The sequence below is a fragment of the Actinotignum stranguriae genome (assembly GCF_051265215.1).
Taxonomy (GTDB): Bacteria; Actinomycetota; Actinomycetes; order Actinomycetales; family Actinomycetaceae; genus Actinotignum; species Actinotignum schaalii_C.
Window position 1 is genome coordinate 25,970 of record NZ_JBOZCJ010000006.1, and the last position, 19,074, is coordinate 45,043.

Annotated in this window: 14 protein-coding genes; 5 read left to right on the plus strand and 9 right to left on the minus strand. The window is 62.8% G+C overall.

Translation table 11 applies throughout. The features are described 5' to 3' along the window. Positions 1-99: 99 nt before the first annotated feature. The 8 genes from ACRQEG_RS03525 to ACRQEG_RS03560 form a co-directional block, all read right to left on the minus strand. Entirely contained in the window at positions 100-624 is a 525-nt protein-coding gene (locus ACRQEG_RS03525; protein ID WP_126134480.1) for a shikimate kinase, read from the minus strand. After that, positions 621-1,832: a chorismate synthase gene (gene aroC / locus ACRQEG_RS03530; RefSeq protein ID WP_274733129.1), complete on the minus strand. Its 1,212-nt coding sequence runs from the start codon at positions 1,830-1,832 to the stop codon at positions 621-623. The genes ACRQEG_RS03525 and aroC overlap by 4 nt, the downstream gene beginning before the upstream one ends. A 129-nt stretch (positions 1,833-1,961) precedes the next feature. Next, entirely contained in the window at positions 1,962-2,591 is a 630-nt protein-coding gene (locus tag ACRQEG_RS03535) for a prepilin peptidase (RefSeq protein ID WP_274733090.1), read from the minus strand. A 155-nt stretch (positions 2,592-2,746) separates the two neighbouring features. Further along, positions 2,747-4,078, minus strand: a complete 1,332-nt coding sequence (mltG, locus tag ACRQEG_RS03540) for an endolytic transglycosylase MltG (protein ID WP_274733088.1) — start codon at positions 4,076-4,078, stop codon at positions 2,747-2,749. Continuing rightward, positions 4,071-4,550 carry a Holliday junction resolvase RuvX gene (gene ruvX / locus ACRQEG_RS03545; protein WP_126134484.1) on the minus strand — a complete coding sequence of 160 codons (480 nt, stop codon included), beginning with the start codon at positions 4,548-4,550 and terminating at the stop codon, positions 4,071-4,073. Before ruvX ends, mltG begins: the two co-directional genes overlap by 8 nt. Further along, complete coding sequence (gene alaS, locus ACRQEG_RS03550; protein WP_274733085.1) at positions 4,550-7,231, minus strand: alanine--tRNA ligase; 2,682 nt, start codon at positions 7,229-7,231, stop codon at positions 4,550-4,552. The genes ruvX and alaS overlap by 1 nt, the downstream gene beginning before the upstream one ends. 241 nt (positions 7,232-7,472) lie before the next feature. Then, entirely contained in the window at positions 7,473-8,093 is a 621-nt protein-coding gene (rpsD, locus tag ACRQEG_RS03555) for a 30S ribosomal protein S4 (RefSeq protein ID WP_016442833.1), read from the minus strand. Between the two features lie 111 nt (positions 8,094-8,204). Then, complete coding sequence (locus ACRQEG_RS03560; protein WP_274733082.1) at positions 8,205-9,548, minus strand: replication-associated recombination protein A; 1,344 nt, start codon at positions 9,546-9,548, stop codon at positions 8,205-8,207. A 131-nt stretch (positions 9,549-9,679) separates the two neighbouring features. On the opposite strand from ACRQEG_RS03560, the gene ACRQEG_RS03565 reads away from it, so the two are divergent. Continuing rightward, on the plus strand, positions 9,680-12,280 hold the full coding sequence (locus ACRQEG_RS03565) for an MMPL family transporter (RefSeq protein WP_274755671.1): 2,601 nt from the start codon (positions 9,680-9,682) through the stop codon (positions 12,278-12,280). 7 nt (positions 12,281-12,287) lie between these two features. Next, positions 12,288-12,836: a DUF421 domain-containing protein gene (locus ACRQEG_RS03570; protein ID WP_274755670.1), complete on the plus strand. Its 549-nt coding sequence runs from the start codon at positions 12,288-12,290 to the stop codon at positions 12,834-12,836. A gap of 66 nt (positions 12,837-12,902) precedes the next feature. On the opposite strand, the gene aspS is transcribed toward ACRQEG_RS03570, so the two are convergent. Beyond that, on the minus strand, positions 12,903-14,738 hold the full coding sequence (gene aspS, locus ACRQEG_RS03575) for an aspartate--tRNA ligase (RefSeq protein ID WP_274755669.1): 1,836 nt from the start codon (positions 14,736-14,738) through the stop codon (positions 12,903-12,905). A 206-nt stretch (positions 14,739-14,944) separates the two neighbouring features. Between aspS and ACRQEG_RS03580 the strand changes: the two genes are divergently transcribed. From ACRQEG_RS03580 to ACRQEG_RS03590, 3 genes are all read left to right on the plus strand, one after another. After that, entirely contained in the window at positions 14,945-16,405 is a 1,461-nt protein-coding gene (locus ACRQEG_RS03580) for an MFS transporter (RefSeq protein WP_274733075.1), read from the plus strand. A 162-nt stretch (positions 16,406-16,567) separates the two neighbouring features. Next, entirely contained in the window at positions 16,568-18,577 is a 2,010-nt protein-coding gene (locus tag ACRQEG_RS03585) for a DEAD/DEAH box helicase (RefSeq protein ID WP_274733073.1), read from the plus strand. Between the two features lie 101 nt (positions 18,578-18,678). Next, positions 18,679-19,050 carry a hypothetical protein gene (locus tag ACRQEG_RS03590; RefSeq protein ID WP_274733071.1) on the plus strand — a complete coding sequence of 124 codons (372 nt, stop codon included), beginning with the start codon at positions 18,679-18,681 and terminating at the stop codon, positions 19,048-19,050. The last annotated feature ends 24 nt before the right edge of the window (positions 19,051-19,074 follow it).

Below are 19,074 nucleotides of genomic sequence, written 5' to 3' on the forward strand. Positions count from 1 at the left end.
TCCTCCCCAAGTTTACACGGGGAGTTTCATCTTTGCGACGCAGCCGCTACGGTGCCATCACCTTTTTCTGAGCGGTGCATCCACTGGGTGGCGGAGCCTTCACCTGGCGGTATCACCGCATTCATCCAGAGCCGCGCGAATCCGGCGCACTACCCGGTGTGGGGAACCCCCATCGGAGGTTACCGTCACGCTTGCCACATCGCGATAAAGCGGAGTGCGCTCCCGATCGAGTTCCCGCAACCGAAGCGCGGGATTATCCTCGAGGAGCGGACGGCGGGTCCGCGAACCGGTAATCCTTCGCACCAGGATATCCATACGCGCCTCGATGAGAACCACGGGATGGTGCCGTAACGCTTGCCGGGTGGCTTCACTCAAAATAGCTCCTCCCCCCAGGGAAAGCACACCATCAAAATCCGCGAGGGTGCGCGCGATAATATCGGCTTCCAGCCTCCGGAATCCTTCTTCTCCCACCGTCTGGAAAATCTCCGGGATGCTCTGCCCCGTTTCGCTCACGATCAGAGCATCCGAATCGGCAAAGGGAAGGCCCAGATCTTTGGCCAGCAGCTTTCCCACGGTCGATTTGCCCACCCCAGGCATCCCGACCAACACTGCTCGCACGCTCATCGGCGTTCCTCCGGAATGCGATCCAGGTAGGCGCGGACCGCCGCTCGGGTATCACCGAGGGTGTCCCCGCCGAATTTATCCTGGATTGCTTCCGCGAGAACCAGCGCCATCATCGCTTCGCAAATAACCGCTCCGGGAACCACAGCACTTGCATCGCTGCGCTGGTGCAGTGCCGTTGTGGCTTCCCCGGTTTCAGTATCGATGGTGCGCAGGGCCCTCGGTACCGTGGAAATCGGTTTGAAAGCCACACGCACTCGGATCGTTTCGCCATTGGACATGCCGCCTTCGATTCCACCCGCCCGGTTGGTTAGACGCCGCACCCCTGCTGCGGTGCGGACGATCTCATCATGAGCCTGGCTGCCGGGCCGGCCAGCGGTGGTGAATCCATCTCCGATTTCCACGCCTTTTACCGCTTGAATGGACATCATGGCGCGGGCCAGTTCCGCATCGAGCCTCCCGTAAGGTGTTGCGTAACTGCCCAGTCCTTGCGGCACGCCGTAGGCAAGAACTTCGACGACGCCGCCCAGGGTGTCCCCCGCGTTCTTCGCCCGATCAACTTCTTCCATCATGGCCTGGGCCACGGCCTCATCCAGACAGCGCACCGGCGAGGCATCAAGAGCTGCGGCATCGGCCGGCCCGGGAACAGTCTTTGAGGTATCACTCACGCCACCGAGAGCCACCACGCGGGAAACGATGGTGATTCCAGCGCTTTGGCTCGCGTACTCGCGCGCGATAGCGCCCAGCGCCACCCGGGCCGCAGTTTCCCGAGCCGAAGCGCGTTCGAGGACGTTTCGAGCATCGCTGTGGTCGTACTTATTCATGCCGGTGAGATCGGCATGCCCGGGCCGGGGCGCGGTGAGGCGTTTATTCCGGGCAAGTTCTTGGTTATCTCCCCTCCCGGCATCACGCAGCAGTGCTTCGGGTGGAACCGGATCAACGGACATGACCGCTTCCCATTTGGGCCATTCGGAATTCTCAATAACGAGCGCGATGGGTGAACCGAGGGTGGATCCGTGCCGTAATCCGGTGAGGACGTGAAGCTTATCCTGTTCGAATTTCTGGCGGGCACCGCGCCCATAGCCGAGCCGGCGGCGGGCCAATTGATCCCGAATGGTATCCGAACTCAGGCTCAGGCCCGCTGGAATTCCCTCAATAAGCGCCACGAGGGCTGCTCCGTGGGATTCCCCCGCTGTTGACCACCGAATCATGCGCGTCATTCCCCATTCCTACGTTCATAAGTCCCGTTACGTATCCCGGCCACCCGTGCTGTTAGCACAGAGCTCACGGATCCCGGTTCACCCGCCATGGCCCGGAAGTGCCGGGATGCGGGCGCCTCCCTATCCTAGCCCGGCCAGCCACGCGAGGGCGCCACCGCCCATGAGCCACGGCCCGAGCGGAATGGAATCATCCACGGTGAGCCGGGCGCTCAGCACCCGCACCGCGGCAAATATACCCGCGCCCACGAGGCTCATAAGCAGGCCGAGCCCAAGGCGCGGCCCCGTCCACCACCCCAGCACGATGAGCATTTTGACATCACCCCATCCGAGCTGGGCAAAACGATGCACCACGTAACCGCCGAGGCCAGCCACGGCTCCAATAGCACTATCCTCCCACTGCCCGCGCAGCGCGATGCCCGTAAGCGCAGCTCCCCCAGCCGCCGCCAGCAGCGGATCAGGAAGGAGTTGCACCCGCGAGTCCACGACCGCGGCAAGAGCCAGGCATGCCCCGCTTACCGCCTCGCAAAGGAGCGCGAGCATACCGGCACCCAGCAGCGCTCCGGCGCCCGGGAACACCCCGGCAGAATTACCGGCACCCGTATCAACAACAGGGCTACCGCCCCCAAGTGCACCCACCGAACGTGACCACCCCAACCCCGCCCAGCACAGGCTCACACCCACGACGAGCAACACCGCTACCGCCGGGCTGAGAGCGCCGCGCAGGATACGTTCACGGGAAAAGAAGTTCATGCGCTCAGATTACGGATGCCCACGTATCGGGGCGATGCCACGCCTGCACCCTGTGGATAGCAGGGCCGCGCGAGCAACCTGGGGATAAACTCCGGCACCGCCGCATCGATACGTGCCAGATTCGCGCTGCGCCGTCGTACCTATGCGCAGCTACGCTAGTGGTCCTTTTTCTCTCCGTCCGGGTGAGCGGCGTACCATTCGCGGAACTCAGCCTGGAAACGCATCTGCTCCTCGTAATCGGCCGTGAACTTCGTTTCCCCGGTTTCCAGATTAACGGTGGTGAAATAGAGCCAATTGCCTTCCGCCGGATTGACAGCCGCTTCAATGGCTTGTACCCCGGGCGCCCCGATAGCGGTGGGCGGTAGGCCCTTGACCCGGTAGGTGTTATACGGATTATCCGCGTCCAATTCCGCCCGCGTGGGCACCCCGCCGGATTTGCCTACCCCGTAGAGCACAGTGGAGTCCATCTGCAGGCGCCCGGCTACTTCCGGCGCATTATCCCCGAGCCGGTTCTCAATGACTCGGGCGACCTTCGGGTAATCGGCCGGATGCCCTTCGCGTTCCACGATAGAAGCGGTGGTGAGCACTGCTTGCCACCGGCTCCGCTCCGCCCCGCTGGCTTCTAGGCGCCCAACCTGGACTTCCACCATCTGCTGGAGCGCCTCGGTCACCGTGGTATTCGGATCAAAATCGTAGGTGGCGGGCGCCAGCCAACCTTCCGCATTCCCGCCAGCTTCCGCGGGCAGGCCGATAGCTGCGGCGTCGTTCATCGCATCTTCAACCACCCCGACGTCGATGTCCATAAGATTGCCGAGCCGGTCACGCACCTGCCATTTGGTAAAGCCTTCGGGAATCGTCACTTTAATCGTGGCGGCATTAGCCGGATCCAGCAGGGCGGAAAGAGCCGCGGAAGCGGACATCTGCTCGCGCAGCGTATACGCCCCGGCCTGGATGCCCGTGGAGCGCGGATCACGGGAAAAGACATCGATAAATGCGCCTTCGGTGGCAACAATATTTTTCTCGGCGAGTACCGCTGCGATCTGCCGCCCGGTAGCCCCTTCCGGAATCCGCACCACCACCTGGCCGGTTCCTTCTCCGCTGTAGTCGCGCACGGTATCGGAGCTGTGCAGCAAGCGCGGGAAGAAAATAACAGCCGCCGCGGTGAGCGCGGTAACAAGAAGAACGGTAATGATCCCGGTGGTAATCCTCTTGCGGCGCCGCAGCCGGGCCCGCTCCGTACGCCGCGCGGCCGCCCGACGCCTCGCCTCCGCGGCATTGCGGCCTTCCGAATTTCGGCCCGATGAGTTACGCCCCGCCGGCATCCGCCCGGAACTCCCGCGCCCCTGGGCACCGCGCCCGTGCGGCTGGCTTCCACGTGCACCGCCCCGCGGCACACCCGCCCCGTGAGAGCTTCGCCGCGCGCCCGATTGGCGACGGCGCGGGGTATCGGCGTCGTCCGCACTCAAGCGGTCAAAAACGTCACTCATTATCGCCTTTCGCTTCGGTACTCGCCGCCACGAGTTCGCCGGCCGGTGCGCCGGTGAGCCTCTCTGCTTCCAACGCATTATTAAGAATAACGGTCGCCGCGACCTGGTCAACAACGGCGCGGTGGCTCCGCGAGCTGCGCCCGGCCTCGTGCAATTGGGCATGGGCGGCCACCGTGGAGAGCCGCTCGTCGAATAAACGTACCGGAACCGGAGCGATACGCCGGGCTAAACGCCGCGCCCACCTGCGTGAATACTTAGCGGAGGAGCCTTCACTCCCATCCATATTGCGCGGCAAACCCACGATGACTTCAATGGCGCCGCGCTCGCGCACCTCGCGAGCAACTTCACTCACGTCCGTGCCGTTCGCCCGGAGCGTGGCGACCGGAGTGGCGAGGATGCCGTCGCTATCGCAACTGGCCACGCCGGTACGCGCCCGCCCTACGTCCACTCCGATCCGCACGCCTCGCCGCATTAGCCGCGCAGCTCCGCTTCCAGAACCGCGAGGGCTTCATCCAGCTTCGTCACATCCGAACCGCCGCCCTGCGCGAGATCCGGCTTACCGCCGCCGCCCCCGCCCAGGATCTTCGCCGCACGCGAAACCAGCGCCCCGGCCTTCAGACCGGCCGTACGCGCCGCCTCGGAAGCTGCCACCACAATAAGGGGACGCCCGTTGCTAACTCCGGTAATAATGATGACGAAATCATCGGACGGTGCCAGCCGCCCGCGGATCTCCGTGGCGAGCACGCGCAGGTCATCCGCACTCTCCACCACGCCGAGGTGGGCACGGTAGAGCGTGCGATCGCCCAGGTGCACGCCCTGCGAAATAACCGTGTCAACCTGCCCCACAATATCTTTCTGGCGCAGCGCCGCGATTTGTTTTTCAGCCGCCTTGAGCTTGCCGAGCATCGTGTCGATGCGCTCGGGAAGCTCCTCCGGGCGTACCCCCATCATCGCGGTGAGCTGCGAAACCAGCGCGCGTTCACGCGCCCCTTGCGCGTAGGCGCTTTCGCCCACGAGCGCATCAATACGGCGCACCCCCGAACCGATGGAGGATTCACCCAGGACGGTAATCATCCCGATTTCACCGGTATTCGCCACGTGGGTGCCGGCGCAGAATTCCCGCGACCAGGCATCGTCAATGGAAACCACCCGCACGATATCGCCGTATTTCTCCCCGAAGAGCATCTGCGCCCCGAGTTTCTTGGCTTCTTCAATCGGGTATTCCGCCCACGTAACTTCCAGGTTGTCCTGGAGGCGTTCATTGGCGCGCGCCTCAATCTGCGTCATCACGTCCACCGGGATTTGCGAGCCGTGGCGGAAATCGAAACGCAGCCGCGAGGGGGCATCTTCGGAGCCCGCCTGGGTGGCCTGCTCACCAATAAACTCGTGGAGCACCTTATGAATCATATGGGTAGCGGTATGCGCCTGGGCAATCCGATGGCGGCGTAGGGTATCGATCTGCGCGTGGACAATATCGCCCACCGCGATGGTCCCTTCGGTCAGCGAGCCGCGATGCACATGCAAGCCCTTGACGGGTGCCTGCACGTCTACGACGTCGAACATACCGCCCCCGGCTACGCTGATGGTGCCGTGATCGGCAAGCTGCCCACCCATTTCGGCGTAGAACGGGGTCTTGTCCAAAATAACATCAGCATCGGAGGGAGCCGTGACCGCAGGTACCGGTACCCCGTTTTCAAGGATCGCCACCACGCGCGCTTCCGCGGCCTTTTCAAAGTATCCGAGGAACGAGGTGGGCCCACCCTGCGCGTCGAGAATCTCGTGGTACACGTGCGCGTCCACATGCCCGGTTTTCTTTGCCTGGGCATCGGCGCGCGCCCGCTCGCGCTGCTCGGTCATGAGGGCCCGGAAGCCCTTTTCGTCCACGGCCACGCCCTTCTCAGCCGCCATTTCGAGCGTGAGGTCAATGGGGAACCCGTAAGTATCATGCAGCGTGAAAGCGGCCGATCCGGGAATAATGACCTTGCCGGCATGGGGCGCGTTTGTCGCAGAGTCCACGGCCGCCGCGAAAATCTGTTCACCGGTAGCCAGGGTGCGCCGGAAAGCGGCTTCTTCTTCCACCGCCACCTGGTGAATCTGCCCGAAGTTCGCCTCCAGATCGGGGTAGGACTCCTTCATGGCATTCTTCGAGGTTTCCACCAGGTCACCGAGGACCGCGGCATCCACCCCGAGCAAGCGGACCGAACGAATGGCGCGCCGCATAAGCCGGCGCAGTACGTAGCCGCGTCCGTCGTTGCCCGGGCGCACGCCGTCGTTAATAAGCATCATGGCCGAGCGCACGTGGTCAGCGATAACGCGCATGCGAACATCGTCTTCTTCGTTCGCGCCGTAGGTACGCCCGGTGAGTTCCTGGGTGCGGGCGATAACCGGCCACACTTCATCGGTTTCGTACATATTATTTTTGCCCTGGAGCAGGAAGGCGATACGCTCCAGGCCCGCACCGGTATCGATGGCGGTTTGGTCCAGCTCCCCGAGCAGCGGGTAGTCACTGCCGGAGCCTTCTCCGCGCCGATACTGGTCGAAAACGAGGTTCCACACTTCCAGGTAGCGGTCCCCGCCCGGGTCCACGGTTCCGCCCACCGCATCCGGGCCGTATTCGGGCCCGCGGTCATAATGAATTTCCGCGCAGGGTCCGGCCGGTCCAGGCTGGCCCGTGGACCAGAAAATTTCTTCCCGGGTCAGCTTGACGATATGGGCCGGATTCACGCCTACCTCAACGAGCTTCGCGAAGGAGACTTCATCTTCTTCCCAGATGGTCACCCACATCCGCTCGATATCTAGGCCGTAGCCGCCCTCTTCCAGCGGCGCGCACAGCAGCCCGAAGGCCAGGTCGATAGCGCCTTCCTTGAAGTAGTCCCCGAAGGAGAAATTGCCGCACATCTGGAAGAACGTACCGTGCCGCGTGGTTTTGCCAACGTTATCGATGTCGTTCGTACGGATGCACTTCTGTACCGAGGCTACCCTCGGCCACGGAGCTCGCTGAGTTCCCACGATATAAGGAATGAAGGGAACCATGCCGGCAATCGTGAACAAAATGGAGGGATCGGGCGACACGAGGGGCACGGACGGCTCAATATGATGGTCGTGCTTCGCGAAGTAATCCAGCCAGCGCCGGCGAATCTCAGCGGTGCGCATACGTATTTGTCTCCTTATGGCTTATGTGGCCGTTCCGACCACGCACCTATGGTACAGGCTCTCCCGCCCGGTATTTTCGAGGCACAGGCGGGAGTGGCTTATTTTTTACGACGACGCCGCAGCTGCTCGCGGGGGCACTATAAGCAGCGGCGGGCATCGCTCTCACATAGCTATCAAAAAAACTATGAAACAAAGAAAGGGCACACCTTTCCGGGTGCACCCTTCCTCAAGTCCCACATCTTTAGCGGGAGTAGTATTCGACGATCATCTGGACGTCAGCCTGGACCGGAACTTCCACGCGGCGCGGGCGGCGCACCAGGGTGAACTTCAGCTTCTCCAGGTCAACATCGAGATATTCGGGAACCGCGGGGAGCACATCGCGGTGCGCGCCCTGCGCTGCCACGAGGAACTGCGGGGAAGCCTGCGACTTCGGCTTGACCTGCACCACCTGGCCCGGGGTCACGCGGTAGGACGGGAGGTTGACGATCTTGCCGTCTACCATGACGTGAGAGTGGCCCACAACCTGACGAGCCTGGGCGATGGTACGCGCGAAACCTGCGCGCAGCACCAGGGCATCCAGGCGCATTTCCAGCAGCTCGACGAGGTTTTCACCGGCCAGACCATCCTGGCGGCGCGCTTCTTCCCAGACGCGGCGCATCTGCGCTTCGCGGATGCCGTACTGGGCGCGCAGGCGCTGCTTTTCCTTGAGACGGACCGAGTAGTCGGAATCCTTGGTGCGGCCGCGGCCATGCTCACCGGGACGGTAGGGGCGGCGCTGCATATAGCGCTCGGCCTTCGGGGTGAGGGCGATGCCCAGGGCGCGCGACTGACGCACGGCCTTACGAGAACGATTTCCTGCCATTGATAATCTCCTGTAGATGTACGTTCCAGCGCCGGGCGGCGCCGGTTCGGGGCCAACACAATCGGCTAAGACCCCAGGTGTTACTTCTCGCAAAGCAACCGAACTAGTGTATCAGTTCTCTCGGTCGAGCACCTCGCGGTTATGCGCCAACCTCGGGGTGATATTCGCCTCGTAGCCGCGGGTGGTGGGTTCGTAATAGCGAGTGCCTTCCAAGCCCTCCGGCATAAATTGCATGGGGGCAATCCCTTCCTCGTAGTCGTGAGCGTACCGGTATCCTTCCCCGTAGCCTTGGGCAGCGGCACCTTTGAACGAGGCATTGCGCAGCGCGAGGGGCACCGGGGCGCTTTTCCCGGCCCGCACATCGGCAATGGCAGCGTTGATAGCGCGGTAGGCCCGGTTTGATTTCGGTGCGGTGGCCAGGTGGACCACGGCTTCCGCGAGGATAATCCGTGCCTCGGGCATACCCACCAGGGCGACGGCCTGCGCCGCCGCGGTAGCGGTTTGCAGCGCGGAAGGATCGGCCATCCCCACATCCTCGGCGGCGGAAATCATGAGACGGCGCGCGATGAACCGCGGGTCCTCCCCCGCTTCTAGCATGCGTGCAAGATAGTGCATAGCCGCGTCCGCATCCGAACCGCGGATCGACTTAATAAAAGCGGAAATCACCTGGTAGTGTTCATCGCCATCGCGGTCGTAGCGCACGGTGGCGCCATCGGCGGCGCGGGCCACATCCTCCACGCTCACCCGGTGTTCCCCGCGAGCACGGGCCCCGTCCACCGCGGCTTCCAGGAGGGTGAGGCTGCGCCGCCCGTCCGCTCCGGCCAGTCGCACCAGATTGTATTCCGCATCGTCGTCGAGAGTATATGCCCCGCCCAGCCCGCGCTCACTGGTGAGGGCCCGGTTGATGATGGCGCGGATATCGGCGTCGTTCAAACCGCGCAGCGTGACGAGAAGCGAGCGCGAAAGCAGCGGTGCCACCACGGAAAAGGCCGGATTTTCGGTGGTCGCGGCCACCAGAATCACCCACCCGTTTTCCACGGCCGGTAGCAGCGCATCCTGCTGCGTTTTCGAGAAGCGATGCACCTCATCAATAAAAAGCACGGTTTCGGTACCGTTGCTCACCAGCTTGCGCCGGGCACTTTCCACCGCGGCCCGCACGTCTTTCACCCCGGCGCTCACCGCGGATAGCTCAATAAAATCGCGGTGCCCAGAGCGAGCAATAAGATACGCGAGAGTTGTTTTCCCAACCCCCGGCGGTCCCCATAAAAATACGGACGACGGCGCAGACCCGGCCTCCGCGTCGATGAGGCGGCGCAAGGGTGCGCCGCGGGCGAGCACCTCATCCTGACCGACCACCTCGGCGGCCGTGCGCGGGCGCATGCGCACCGCCAGCGGGCCGGTGTCGGAATCGGGCACCCCGCGAGCATCAACTTGGCTGCTTTCAAAGAGATCCACCCTCCCAGTTTACGGGCTCGGCACGCAGGCTCACGCTCCGCTATGGACGCCTACCGCAAAAGCTCCAGCTCCAGCGTTCAAAGATGGCTTAAAAACCGCTACTTTTCGGGAAAATGAGCGATAATAGGAGCATGACAGAGTTGTTAGCGCGTGCCTCTATTCGCCACCCGTGGAGAGTCATTATCACCTGGATATTGTGCGCCGTTGCTGCCGGTTTCGCCGCGCTGTCAGGTTTCGGCCAGGGAGGCCTATTCTCCCGCATGTCCTCCACCCAGGGCCTCACCACCGGCACAGAATCCGCTCGAGTCCTGGAACTCACCGATTCCCAGGGCGATTACCGCATGGTGGCCGCCATCCACGGCGCCGCAAATCCGCAGGAGCTCACCGCTGCCGTCGCTGATCTCAGTGAGGAGATCGCAAAAATCCCCGGGGTGGCCAGCGCCCTGAGTTCACCTTCCCTCGTGCGGGAAGCCGAAGCGGAAGGCGCAACCAAGGCTGAGGAGCAGGCGCGCGCCGAATATCAGAAGGCCGCCGCCGCGGCCCAGCAGCAGCTCGCCACCCAAATTGAGGCCGCCACCGCGCAGCTCATGCGCGGTGGAATGCCGCGCGAAGCAGCTCAGGCCCGCGCCACCCAGGAAGTGAGCGCCGCGGCCGCCGCGGCCCAGGCGGGCCAACCCAGCGAAGAAGAGGTCATTGCCTCCGCGCGTGAAGAAGGCATCACCACCGCGCGCACCCAGGCCCGCGTGGAAACAGCCGGTTTGCGCGCCGCGGACGGCTTCGCCCTCGTCATCACATTCACCTCGGATGCGAATACCGATGCTACCGAAGCTCGGGTGCAGGAAACGCTTGATACTTTTGCATCCACCCACGCTGTCCAGGTGGATGCCACCTCCGCGAATGCGGCGATGACCGCCATTAATGATGTAGCCCGTCACGATCTGGTGCGCGGGGAAGCTATCGGCCTCCCGGTCGCCCTCATCCTCATGGTGCTGGTCTTTGGCGGTCTCCTCACCGCTCTTATGCCGCTGGCCGGGGCCATTGTTGCCATCATTATTACCCTGGGCGGAGTCTGGCTCCTCACCTTCGTGGCCGATGTGGATTCCTTCGTACTCAACGTGGTTTCCATTATTGGCTTGGCGCTCTCCATTGACTACGGCCTGCTGGTGGTCTCCCGCTACCGCGAAGAAATCACCCGCGGTATCGAAAAACGCTACGGGCCGGGAGCCAAACCGGAGAAAAAGGAACTGGCCACCATTATGGAAGGGGCGCTAGCCACCACGGTCCGCACCGCCGGGCGCACCGTGATCTTCTCCGCCGTCACCATTGCTTTCGCCATTGCCGGGCTGCTGGCCTTCAATTCCCGCATTATTCGGGTGATAGCCATGGGGGGTTTCGTCGTCGTGCTCCTCGCGGTTATTTCCGCAGTTAGTTTGGTGCCGGCCCTTTTGCGTATTGCCGGGCCGCGGTTGGCCCAGCCGTCCGCGCTCGCGAAAATCCCCGGCCTGGGCCACCTGATGCGCGCGGTGGGTGATACCCATACCGATCACGGGGTGTTCTCCCGTATCGCGAGCTGGGTGCAGCGGCGCCCGTGGGTCATTATGACTGTGGTGACCGCCATCCTCGTGGTCATGATTATTCCCATTAAGGACACTACTTTACGCACGGATACCAGTGAATATATTCCGGTAACCTCCTCGCCGGGCACCACCCAGGAGATTCTGGAACGTGATTACCCGGATTTGAGCCAGCCGGCCATTACCGTCCTGGTCAAGGGTGATGATGCCGCCCTGCGCGAGCAATCAGAGTGGATCGCCGGGCTGCCGGAGGTTTCCAAGGTCGGGGAATCCACGAAAATGGATAACGGCTGGCATAATCTCGGAGTATTTGTTAACGGTGGGGATCCTACCTCCGCCCAGGCCAGTAATACCGTTCGCGATATCCGCACCCATGCGGAAAGCGTCGCGAATACGGAGATTCTGGTAGGCGGGAGCGCGGCTATCCAGATTGATTTCAACCAGGTACTGCGCGAGGGCGCACCTATTGCCTTCAGCGTGGTGCTGCTCGCCGTGCTGATTTTGCTCTTCCTCATGACCGGTTCGGTGCTCATCCCAATCAAGGCCATCATTATTAATTCGCTCTCCCTGGTGGCCTCGCTCGGGCTGACCGCCTTCCTCTTCGATAACGGCCTGCTGGGTCTGCCGGAAACCGACGGGCTGACCGCGGTGGTAGTGGCTTGCGGCCTGGCATTCGGATTCGGGCTTTCCATGGATTACGAAGTGTTCTTGGTGGCCCGCATGAAGGAATACTGGGATGCCGGTGAATCCAATGACCGGGCAGTCTCGCTCGGCTTGCAGCGCTCGGGGCGAATTATTACGTCCGCGGCCGCGATTATCGTGGCGGTCTTCGTGGGCTTCTGCTTCGGGCAGATGCTCGCGATCAAGGAAGTTGGGGTGCTGCTAGCCATCACCGTCATCGCGGATACCAGCCTCAGCCGTATCCTCCTGGTTCCGGCTACCATGACGGTACTGGGCAAGTGGAATTGGTGGGCGCCGCGCTGGCTTTCGCGTATTTACCAGCGTTTCGGGGTGTCCGAAGGCGGGCACCGCATCCTCGAGCACCACGAACCGGCCCAAGCCGCGGCCATCGCGCCGGAAAAATACCCCGCGGATATCGCGCCGGCAAGCGCCAGCACCGCGACTGCGGTGCCGCGCGGGAGGCACGCCGCGCCATAATGGAGGCATGTCTGAGATCAATCACCTGAATCTGGCCGAACTACTGGGCATTACCTGGTTGCAGGCCGGTGCTATCGCGGTGGCCACCTGCCTTATGTACCTTTTCCTCGTGGTGATTTTGCGGGCTCTGGGGCAAAACGTGGTGAGCCGGCTCTCCACCTCGGATATGGCGGCCGTCGTCGTTATCGGGGCAATCGCGGGGCGCGTGACGCTCGGGCATACCCCCACCCTGGCCGGCGGTATCGTCGCCCTTCTCACCCTGTTCTTCATGCAGGCGCTGCTGCGATTTATCGCGCTCTCGCACCGCGGAGAAGCCTGGGTGCACGCGCGGCCCGTCGTTATCTGGGCGCACGGGGAGCTCACCCCTGCCGCCCGGCGCCATTCCACCACCACGGAAGAAATCATGATGGCTTTGCGTTTGCGCGGGGTTGCGTGTGTGGACGACGTCGCCGCTGTCATCCTCGAGCCGAACGGGCAGCTATCGATACTGACCGGGCCAGCCAATACGCTTGATCCGCGCCTGCTCGCGGGTGTGAAAGACGCCGAGCGCATCTAGTACGCCCGGCGTCTTCCCGGTAAATCCCCTAGTTTCACAGCCACCGCCTACGCGGCGGCCGAGCCGTTATTTCGCGCTGGCCGCAGCGGCCTCCTCCGTGATCGGGGCACCGGTCGCGGCATCCACCGCGCCAGAGCAGGCCTTCGGGGTGGCATCCACACCGGCTTCCTTACGCTGCTGCGCGGTGATTTCCGCGGGAGCGTCCGTGAGGGGATCCCAGCCGTTGCCGATCTTCGGGAAAGCGATAACATCGCGGATCGACGGGGCTTTGACCAGCAGGGAGACAATACGATCCCAGCCGAACGCAATGCCGCCGTGCGGGGGCGCACCGAATTTGAAAGCCTCGAGGAGGAAACCGAATTTCTCCTCGGCGGCTTCCTTATCGATACCCATGACCTTGAAGACGCGCTCCTGGATATCACGGCGGTGGATACGGATGGAACCACCGCCGATCTCGTTGCCATTGCAGACGATATCGTAAGCATTTGTGAGCGCACCGGCCGGATCGGTATCGAAGGTATCCAGGTGTTCGGGCTTGGGCGCCGTGAAAGCGTGATGAACCGCGGTCCAGCGCGACCCAAGAGCCACATCGCCTTCCGCCGCGGCCTGGGAGGCCGGCTTGAACATAGGTGCGTCCACCACCCACACAAAGGCCCAGGCATCCTCATCAATAAGGCCTACCCGCTGGCCAATCTCCAACCGGGCCGCGCCCAGCAGTTCACGGGAGAAAGTCGGCTCACCGGCAGCGAAGAAGATGCAATCCCCGGGCTTCGCGCCGGTGACCTCAGCCAGGCCGGCACGTTCCGCCTCGGTAATATTCTTGGCCACCGGGCCGCCCAGAGTGCCATCCTCCGCGATGGTGACGTAGGCCAGACCGTGCGCCCCGCGCGCCTTCGCCCATTCCTGCCACTTATCGAAGGTGCGCCGCGGCTGGGAGGCCCCGCCGGGCATAACTACCGCGCCCACGTAAGGGTTCTGGAAAACTCGGAAGGTGGTGTCCTTGAAGTACTCGGTCAGGTCAATAAGTTCCAACCCGAAGCGCAGGTCCGGCTTATCCGAACCGTACTTTTCCATGGCGTCCTTGAAGGTCATCCGGGGAATCGGGGTGGCCAGGTCATAGCCGATGAGCTTCCAGATCTCGCGCAGCACTTCTTCGGCCACCGCGATAACGTCATCCTGGTCAACGAAGCTCATCTCCACGTCCAGCTGGGTGAACTCCGGCTGCCGGTCCGCGCGGAAATCTTCATCGCGGTAGCAGCGGGCAATCTGGTAGTAGCGTTCCATCCCGCCCACCATGAGCAGCTGCTTAAAGAGCTGCGGGGACTGCGGTAGGGCGTACCAGGTTCCCGGATTGAGGCGCGCCGGCACAATGAAATCACGCGCACCTTCCGGGGTGGAACGGGTAAGGGTCGGGGTCTCAATCTCCACGAAATCATGGCCGTCCAGCACCCGGCGAGCCGCCTGATTCACCTTGGCGCGCAAGCGCAGCGCCTTCTGTTCGTAGGAGCGCCGCAAATCCAGGTAGCGGTACTTGAGGCGAATATCTTCGGAAACCTTGCCGGAGCCTTCGGCATGATCGGAGACCTGGAAGGGCAGGGCTTCGGCGGGGCTGAGGACCTCAACGTCCGTGGCCTCCACTTCGATCTCCCCGGTAGCCAGGGCCGCATTCGCATTGCCCTCCGGCCGTTCGCGCACAATCCCGGTCACCTTAATGCAAAATTCGTTACGCAACTCGTGCGCAATTTCTTCGCGGACGGTCACCTGTGCGATACCCGAAGCATCGCGCAGATCAATAAAGGCGATACCCCCGTGGTCACGGCGGCGATCCACCCACCCGGTCAGCGTCACTCCGCTGTCAATATCACTTGCTCGCAGCGAGCCTGCATAACGAGTACGTAACACGCTTTTGTCACTCTTTCTTGTCGTGGGAAACGGCTAGACGGGCCGTTCTGAGGCACCTGCGAGACGAGCAAGCACCGGCTCCATGGTAGAACCCGCAGCGCACTCGGGGCAAAAGTTAGGCCCATGTGCTACGGTGGCACACACCACCGACTTTCTTGAGCTCCGCCTCTTTCTTTCTCCCCCCTTCCGCTAGTGTAATTGATCTAATGAGCAGGTATCTATCTCCGGAGCGCGAACGCCTTTTCCGCATTTTTTCCGTCGGCTTTATTTCGCTCGTTGCTTTTGAGAGCATGGCGGTCACCACGGCCATGCCCACCGTTGCCCGCGCCTTCAACGGCCAGAATCTCTACGCCCTCGCGCTCGGCGTGGTACTTGCTGCCCAGCTCATGACGACGGCGCTCGCCGGGGAATGGTCCGATTCCAAAGGCCCGCATTCCTGCCTCTACACCGGCGTTGTGCTTCTCACCGTGGGGCTCACAATCTGTACCATCTCCCCCAGCATGGAAGTTTTCGTGGCCGGGCGTGCCATTCAGGGCCTGGGCGGCGGGCTCATTATTGTGCCCTTCTATACCATCGTGGGCAATAGCGTGCAGCCGCGCCGTCGCCCCGGATTCTTCACCGCTTTCGCCGCGGCCTGGGTTCTCCCCTCGCTTTTCGGGCCCCTGCTCGCCGGAATTATCGTCGAGGCAATGTCCTGGCGCTGGATTTTCGGATTCGTCCCCGCCACCATCCTGCTCATCGGCCCCTTCTTCTTTATCGGAATGAATAAAATCCCCGATATCGACCGCGTGAAGAAGCCGATGAATATTCGCACCATGGTGGTTCCGGCTTTCGGCACCGGCGCTCTGGTGGCGTGCTTGCAAATTATGAGCGGGGCGACGTCGCATAACGCACGCACCTTCGCGATTATTGGCGTATGTGCCTTTGCCCTGGTGTTCTGTGCCCGCCCGCTCTTCCCGCGCGGAACCTTCCGCGGAGTGCGCGGACTACCCGCAACAATCGCCACCCGCGTCCTCCTGGGTACTTTCACGGCCATTGAGATGTTTCTACCGCTGCTGCTCCAGGATGTGCACGGGTGGAGCCCGGTGGAAGCCGGTCTCATTTTATCGGTCGGCTCAATTACCTGGGCGGTGGGATCGTATTTCTCCGGGCGGATTACCAATGCGGCGTTGCGCCTGCGCCTGCCGCTATGGGGCTCGATTACCGACGCCATCGGGTTGGCCCTGGTATTAGCCGGCTCACACCACGCCCTTCCAGGAAGCCTCGTCATTCTTGGCTGGGCCATCGCGGGTATCGGATGCGGTTTTGCTTTCCCAGCGCTGAGCGTGCACGCGCTCGCCTGCACCTCCCAAGCCGGTCAAGGACGCACCTCCTCGGCGCTCCAGGTGGCTGATTCCATGGGGACTTCACTCGTTGCCGCAATAATTGGCATTATTTATTCCGTTATTACGCCGCCGCAGGATATTGCGCTGATGGCGGGAATCGCGGTGTCCATCGCGCTGACTATTGCCGGTGCCGTGGTGGCCAGTCGCATTGTGCCACCCGCGGGAAGTGAGGCCGCAGCCAATCTTGCCGAATCGCAGCGCCTGAGTGGCGTGGGTCCGGGCGGGGAAAAGCTGAGTGGATCGGATATGCTCAGCGAGGAACCCGGGCCGGGCAGGAACTAATCCCTGGTCCGAACTAATCCCCGGGTATCGCTGCGGCACACCGCACCCGCGCCCCGTTCCGAACAGAGGGCAAGCTCACCGCGCATATCCACCGCCGGGCTTGCGCCCCGGAGTAAACTAGTAGCGGCGCGTTTGCGCCCCCTGTGCCTATGTTAGGAATTCATGTCTGAACATCTCGGTGAACACACGCCGTCTGATTCTTCCTCCACCGCCACTCCGGCGACTTTCGCTGACCTCGGGCTTTCCGAGGAAACGCTCACCGCTATTCATGCTCTCGGCTTTGAACACCCCTCCCCGATCCAGGAACAGGCCATTCCGCTCCTGCTGAGCGGGCGGGACGTTATCGGCGTCGCCCAAACAGGAACGGGGAAAACTGCGGCGTTCGGTTTGCCGCTCCTGGAACGGGTGGATACTAGCAGCGCCGTCGTACAAGCACTTGTGCTCGCCCCCACGCGCGAACTCGCGCTCCAGGGCGCGGACGCCATTGAATCTTTTGCCCGCGGCACGGATACCAAGGTGCTGGCTGTGTACGGTGGTTCGCCCTACCCGCCGCAGCTGCGCGCCCTTGAAAACGGCGTGCACGTGGTGGTGGGCACGCCCGGGCGCATTATGGATCTCATTGATCGCGGCGCGCTTGTGCTCGATCACGTTTCCTACTTCGTTTTGGACGAAGCCGACGAAATGCTGCGCATGGGCTTCGCGGAGGACGTGGAAAAGATCGCCTCGGATCTGCCCGCGGAGCGCGTCTCGGCGCTTTTCTCCGCTACGATGCCTCCCGCGATTCGCCGCGTGGCGGATTCTCATCTGCACGACCCGGAGGAAATTACTGTTACTCCCCCGGCTTCGACGGTTGCGAATATTACCCAGGAGTTCGCCGTGGTTCCGGCCCGCCGCAAGGTGGGTGCCCTCGCCCGAGTACTCGCGGTTTCTGAGGCCGACGCCGCCCTCGTCTTCGTGCGCACCCGCGCCACCGCCGAGGACTTGGCGATTGAGCTGGGTACCCGCGGGGTGGCCACCGCGGCGCTGTCCGGCGACGTCGCCCAAAAGGATCGCGAACGCTTGGTCTCGCGCCTGCGCGACGGCACCCTGGATGTTCTTATCGCCACGGACGTGGCCGCGCGCGGCCTGGACGTGGAACGCATCGGGCTGGTTGTCAATTTTGATGTGCCGCGCGAAGCCGATACCTATGTGCATCGCATCGGCCGCACCGGCCGCGCTGGCCGCGAGGGTCGCTCACTCACGTTCGTGACCCCGAAGGAACTCCCGCGCCTGCGCCGCATCGCGAAGACCACCAAATCGAAGATGGAAGAAATCGATCTTCCCACCCCGGCCGAGGTTTCGAAACTGCGCGCCGCCAAACTCATGGAGCAGGCTCGCACCCGTTTCGATGCCGGGCGCCTGGGGGTCTACCGCGAGGTACTCGAGCAATTCTTGGCCGCGCAACAAGAGGCGCAGCAGCTTAAGAACGACGACGCCGCAGCCTCCTCCGCTCCCCTCCCCGCGGGCGAGGACGTTACCGAAGCCGCGAGTGACGCCTCCCTCCCCACGGATGAGGACGTTACCGAAGCAGCGAGTGACGCTCCCGAGCCGATGAGCCTCGAGGATATTATCGTTGCCCTGCTGGCCTTGGGCGTGCGCGATCCCGGGCCTTCCGCGGATGAAGAGGAAAGCTTCACCGGGGAGGATAGCCGCGATTCCTTCAAGAAGAAGCGTCGCGAAGCTCGTGAATTCAAGGGCGGGAAGCGTTACCGCATCGAGGTCGGGCATAAGGATCGGGTGCGGCCGGGAGCTATCGTTGGCGCACTCACCCACGAAGGTGGCCTGCGCGGTTCGGACCTGGGTCATATCGATATTTATCCCACGTTCTCGCTGGTGGAAATCGGGGTGCCGCTTTCTCCGGAAGCCCGCCGGCGCATTTCCGAAGCCCAGGTTTCCGGGCGAGCCCTGCGTATCTCCGAGGACAGCGGTGCTCCCACCGCGCGCCGTGGGGGCCACGGCCGTTCGGATCGCACCGCGCGCGGGGATCGGCGCGGGCGCGGGCGCGGCAGCTTCAACCGCGGTGACGAAGGTGAGTACGGTTCGGATTACCGGGCTGAGCGGCGCTCAGACCGGCGCCATGACCGGCATGATCGCGGGGAACGCCGCGGCGGACGCGGGTGGCGTCGCTCATAGGTGTCGCCGCTTAGTGTTCACGCGCTGGTAACCTTCTCCCGGTAAAGTGGTGGTGGGCTGGATAAACTTTCACCCACTACCACGCTTCTGAGGAGAATTCCATGCGTAAAATCTTTGCCGGTTTGGCGGCGCTCTGCACCGCGATCACTCTAACAGCCTGCTCCAACGGTTCCGGAAAGGATGCCGCGCCCTCTCGTGATGAGATCGTAGCCGGGCTGAACCAAGGATTCAGTTCCGCTATCAAGGAGACGGGCACGTCGGCCCCGGCCGGCCTTCAGGAAGCCATGCTTTCTAACTTTGTTGAATGCATAGCCGATGGTGCTATCGAACAGGGCGTCTCCGCGGAGGGCCTCAAGATCATTGCCACGGGTGACGCTGATAAATTTAATGACGTTCCGAAACAGGACGATGAGCTTCTCCAAAAAATCACCGAAGGTTGCGTGACGAAGCTCGTTGGCCAGCCCCAGGGCTAAGCCCACGCCTTATTACCCATTTGT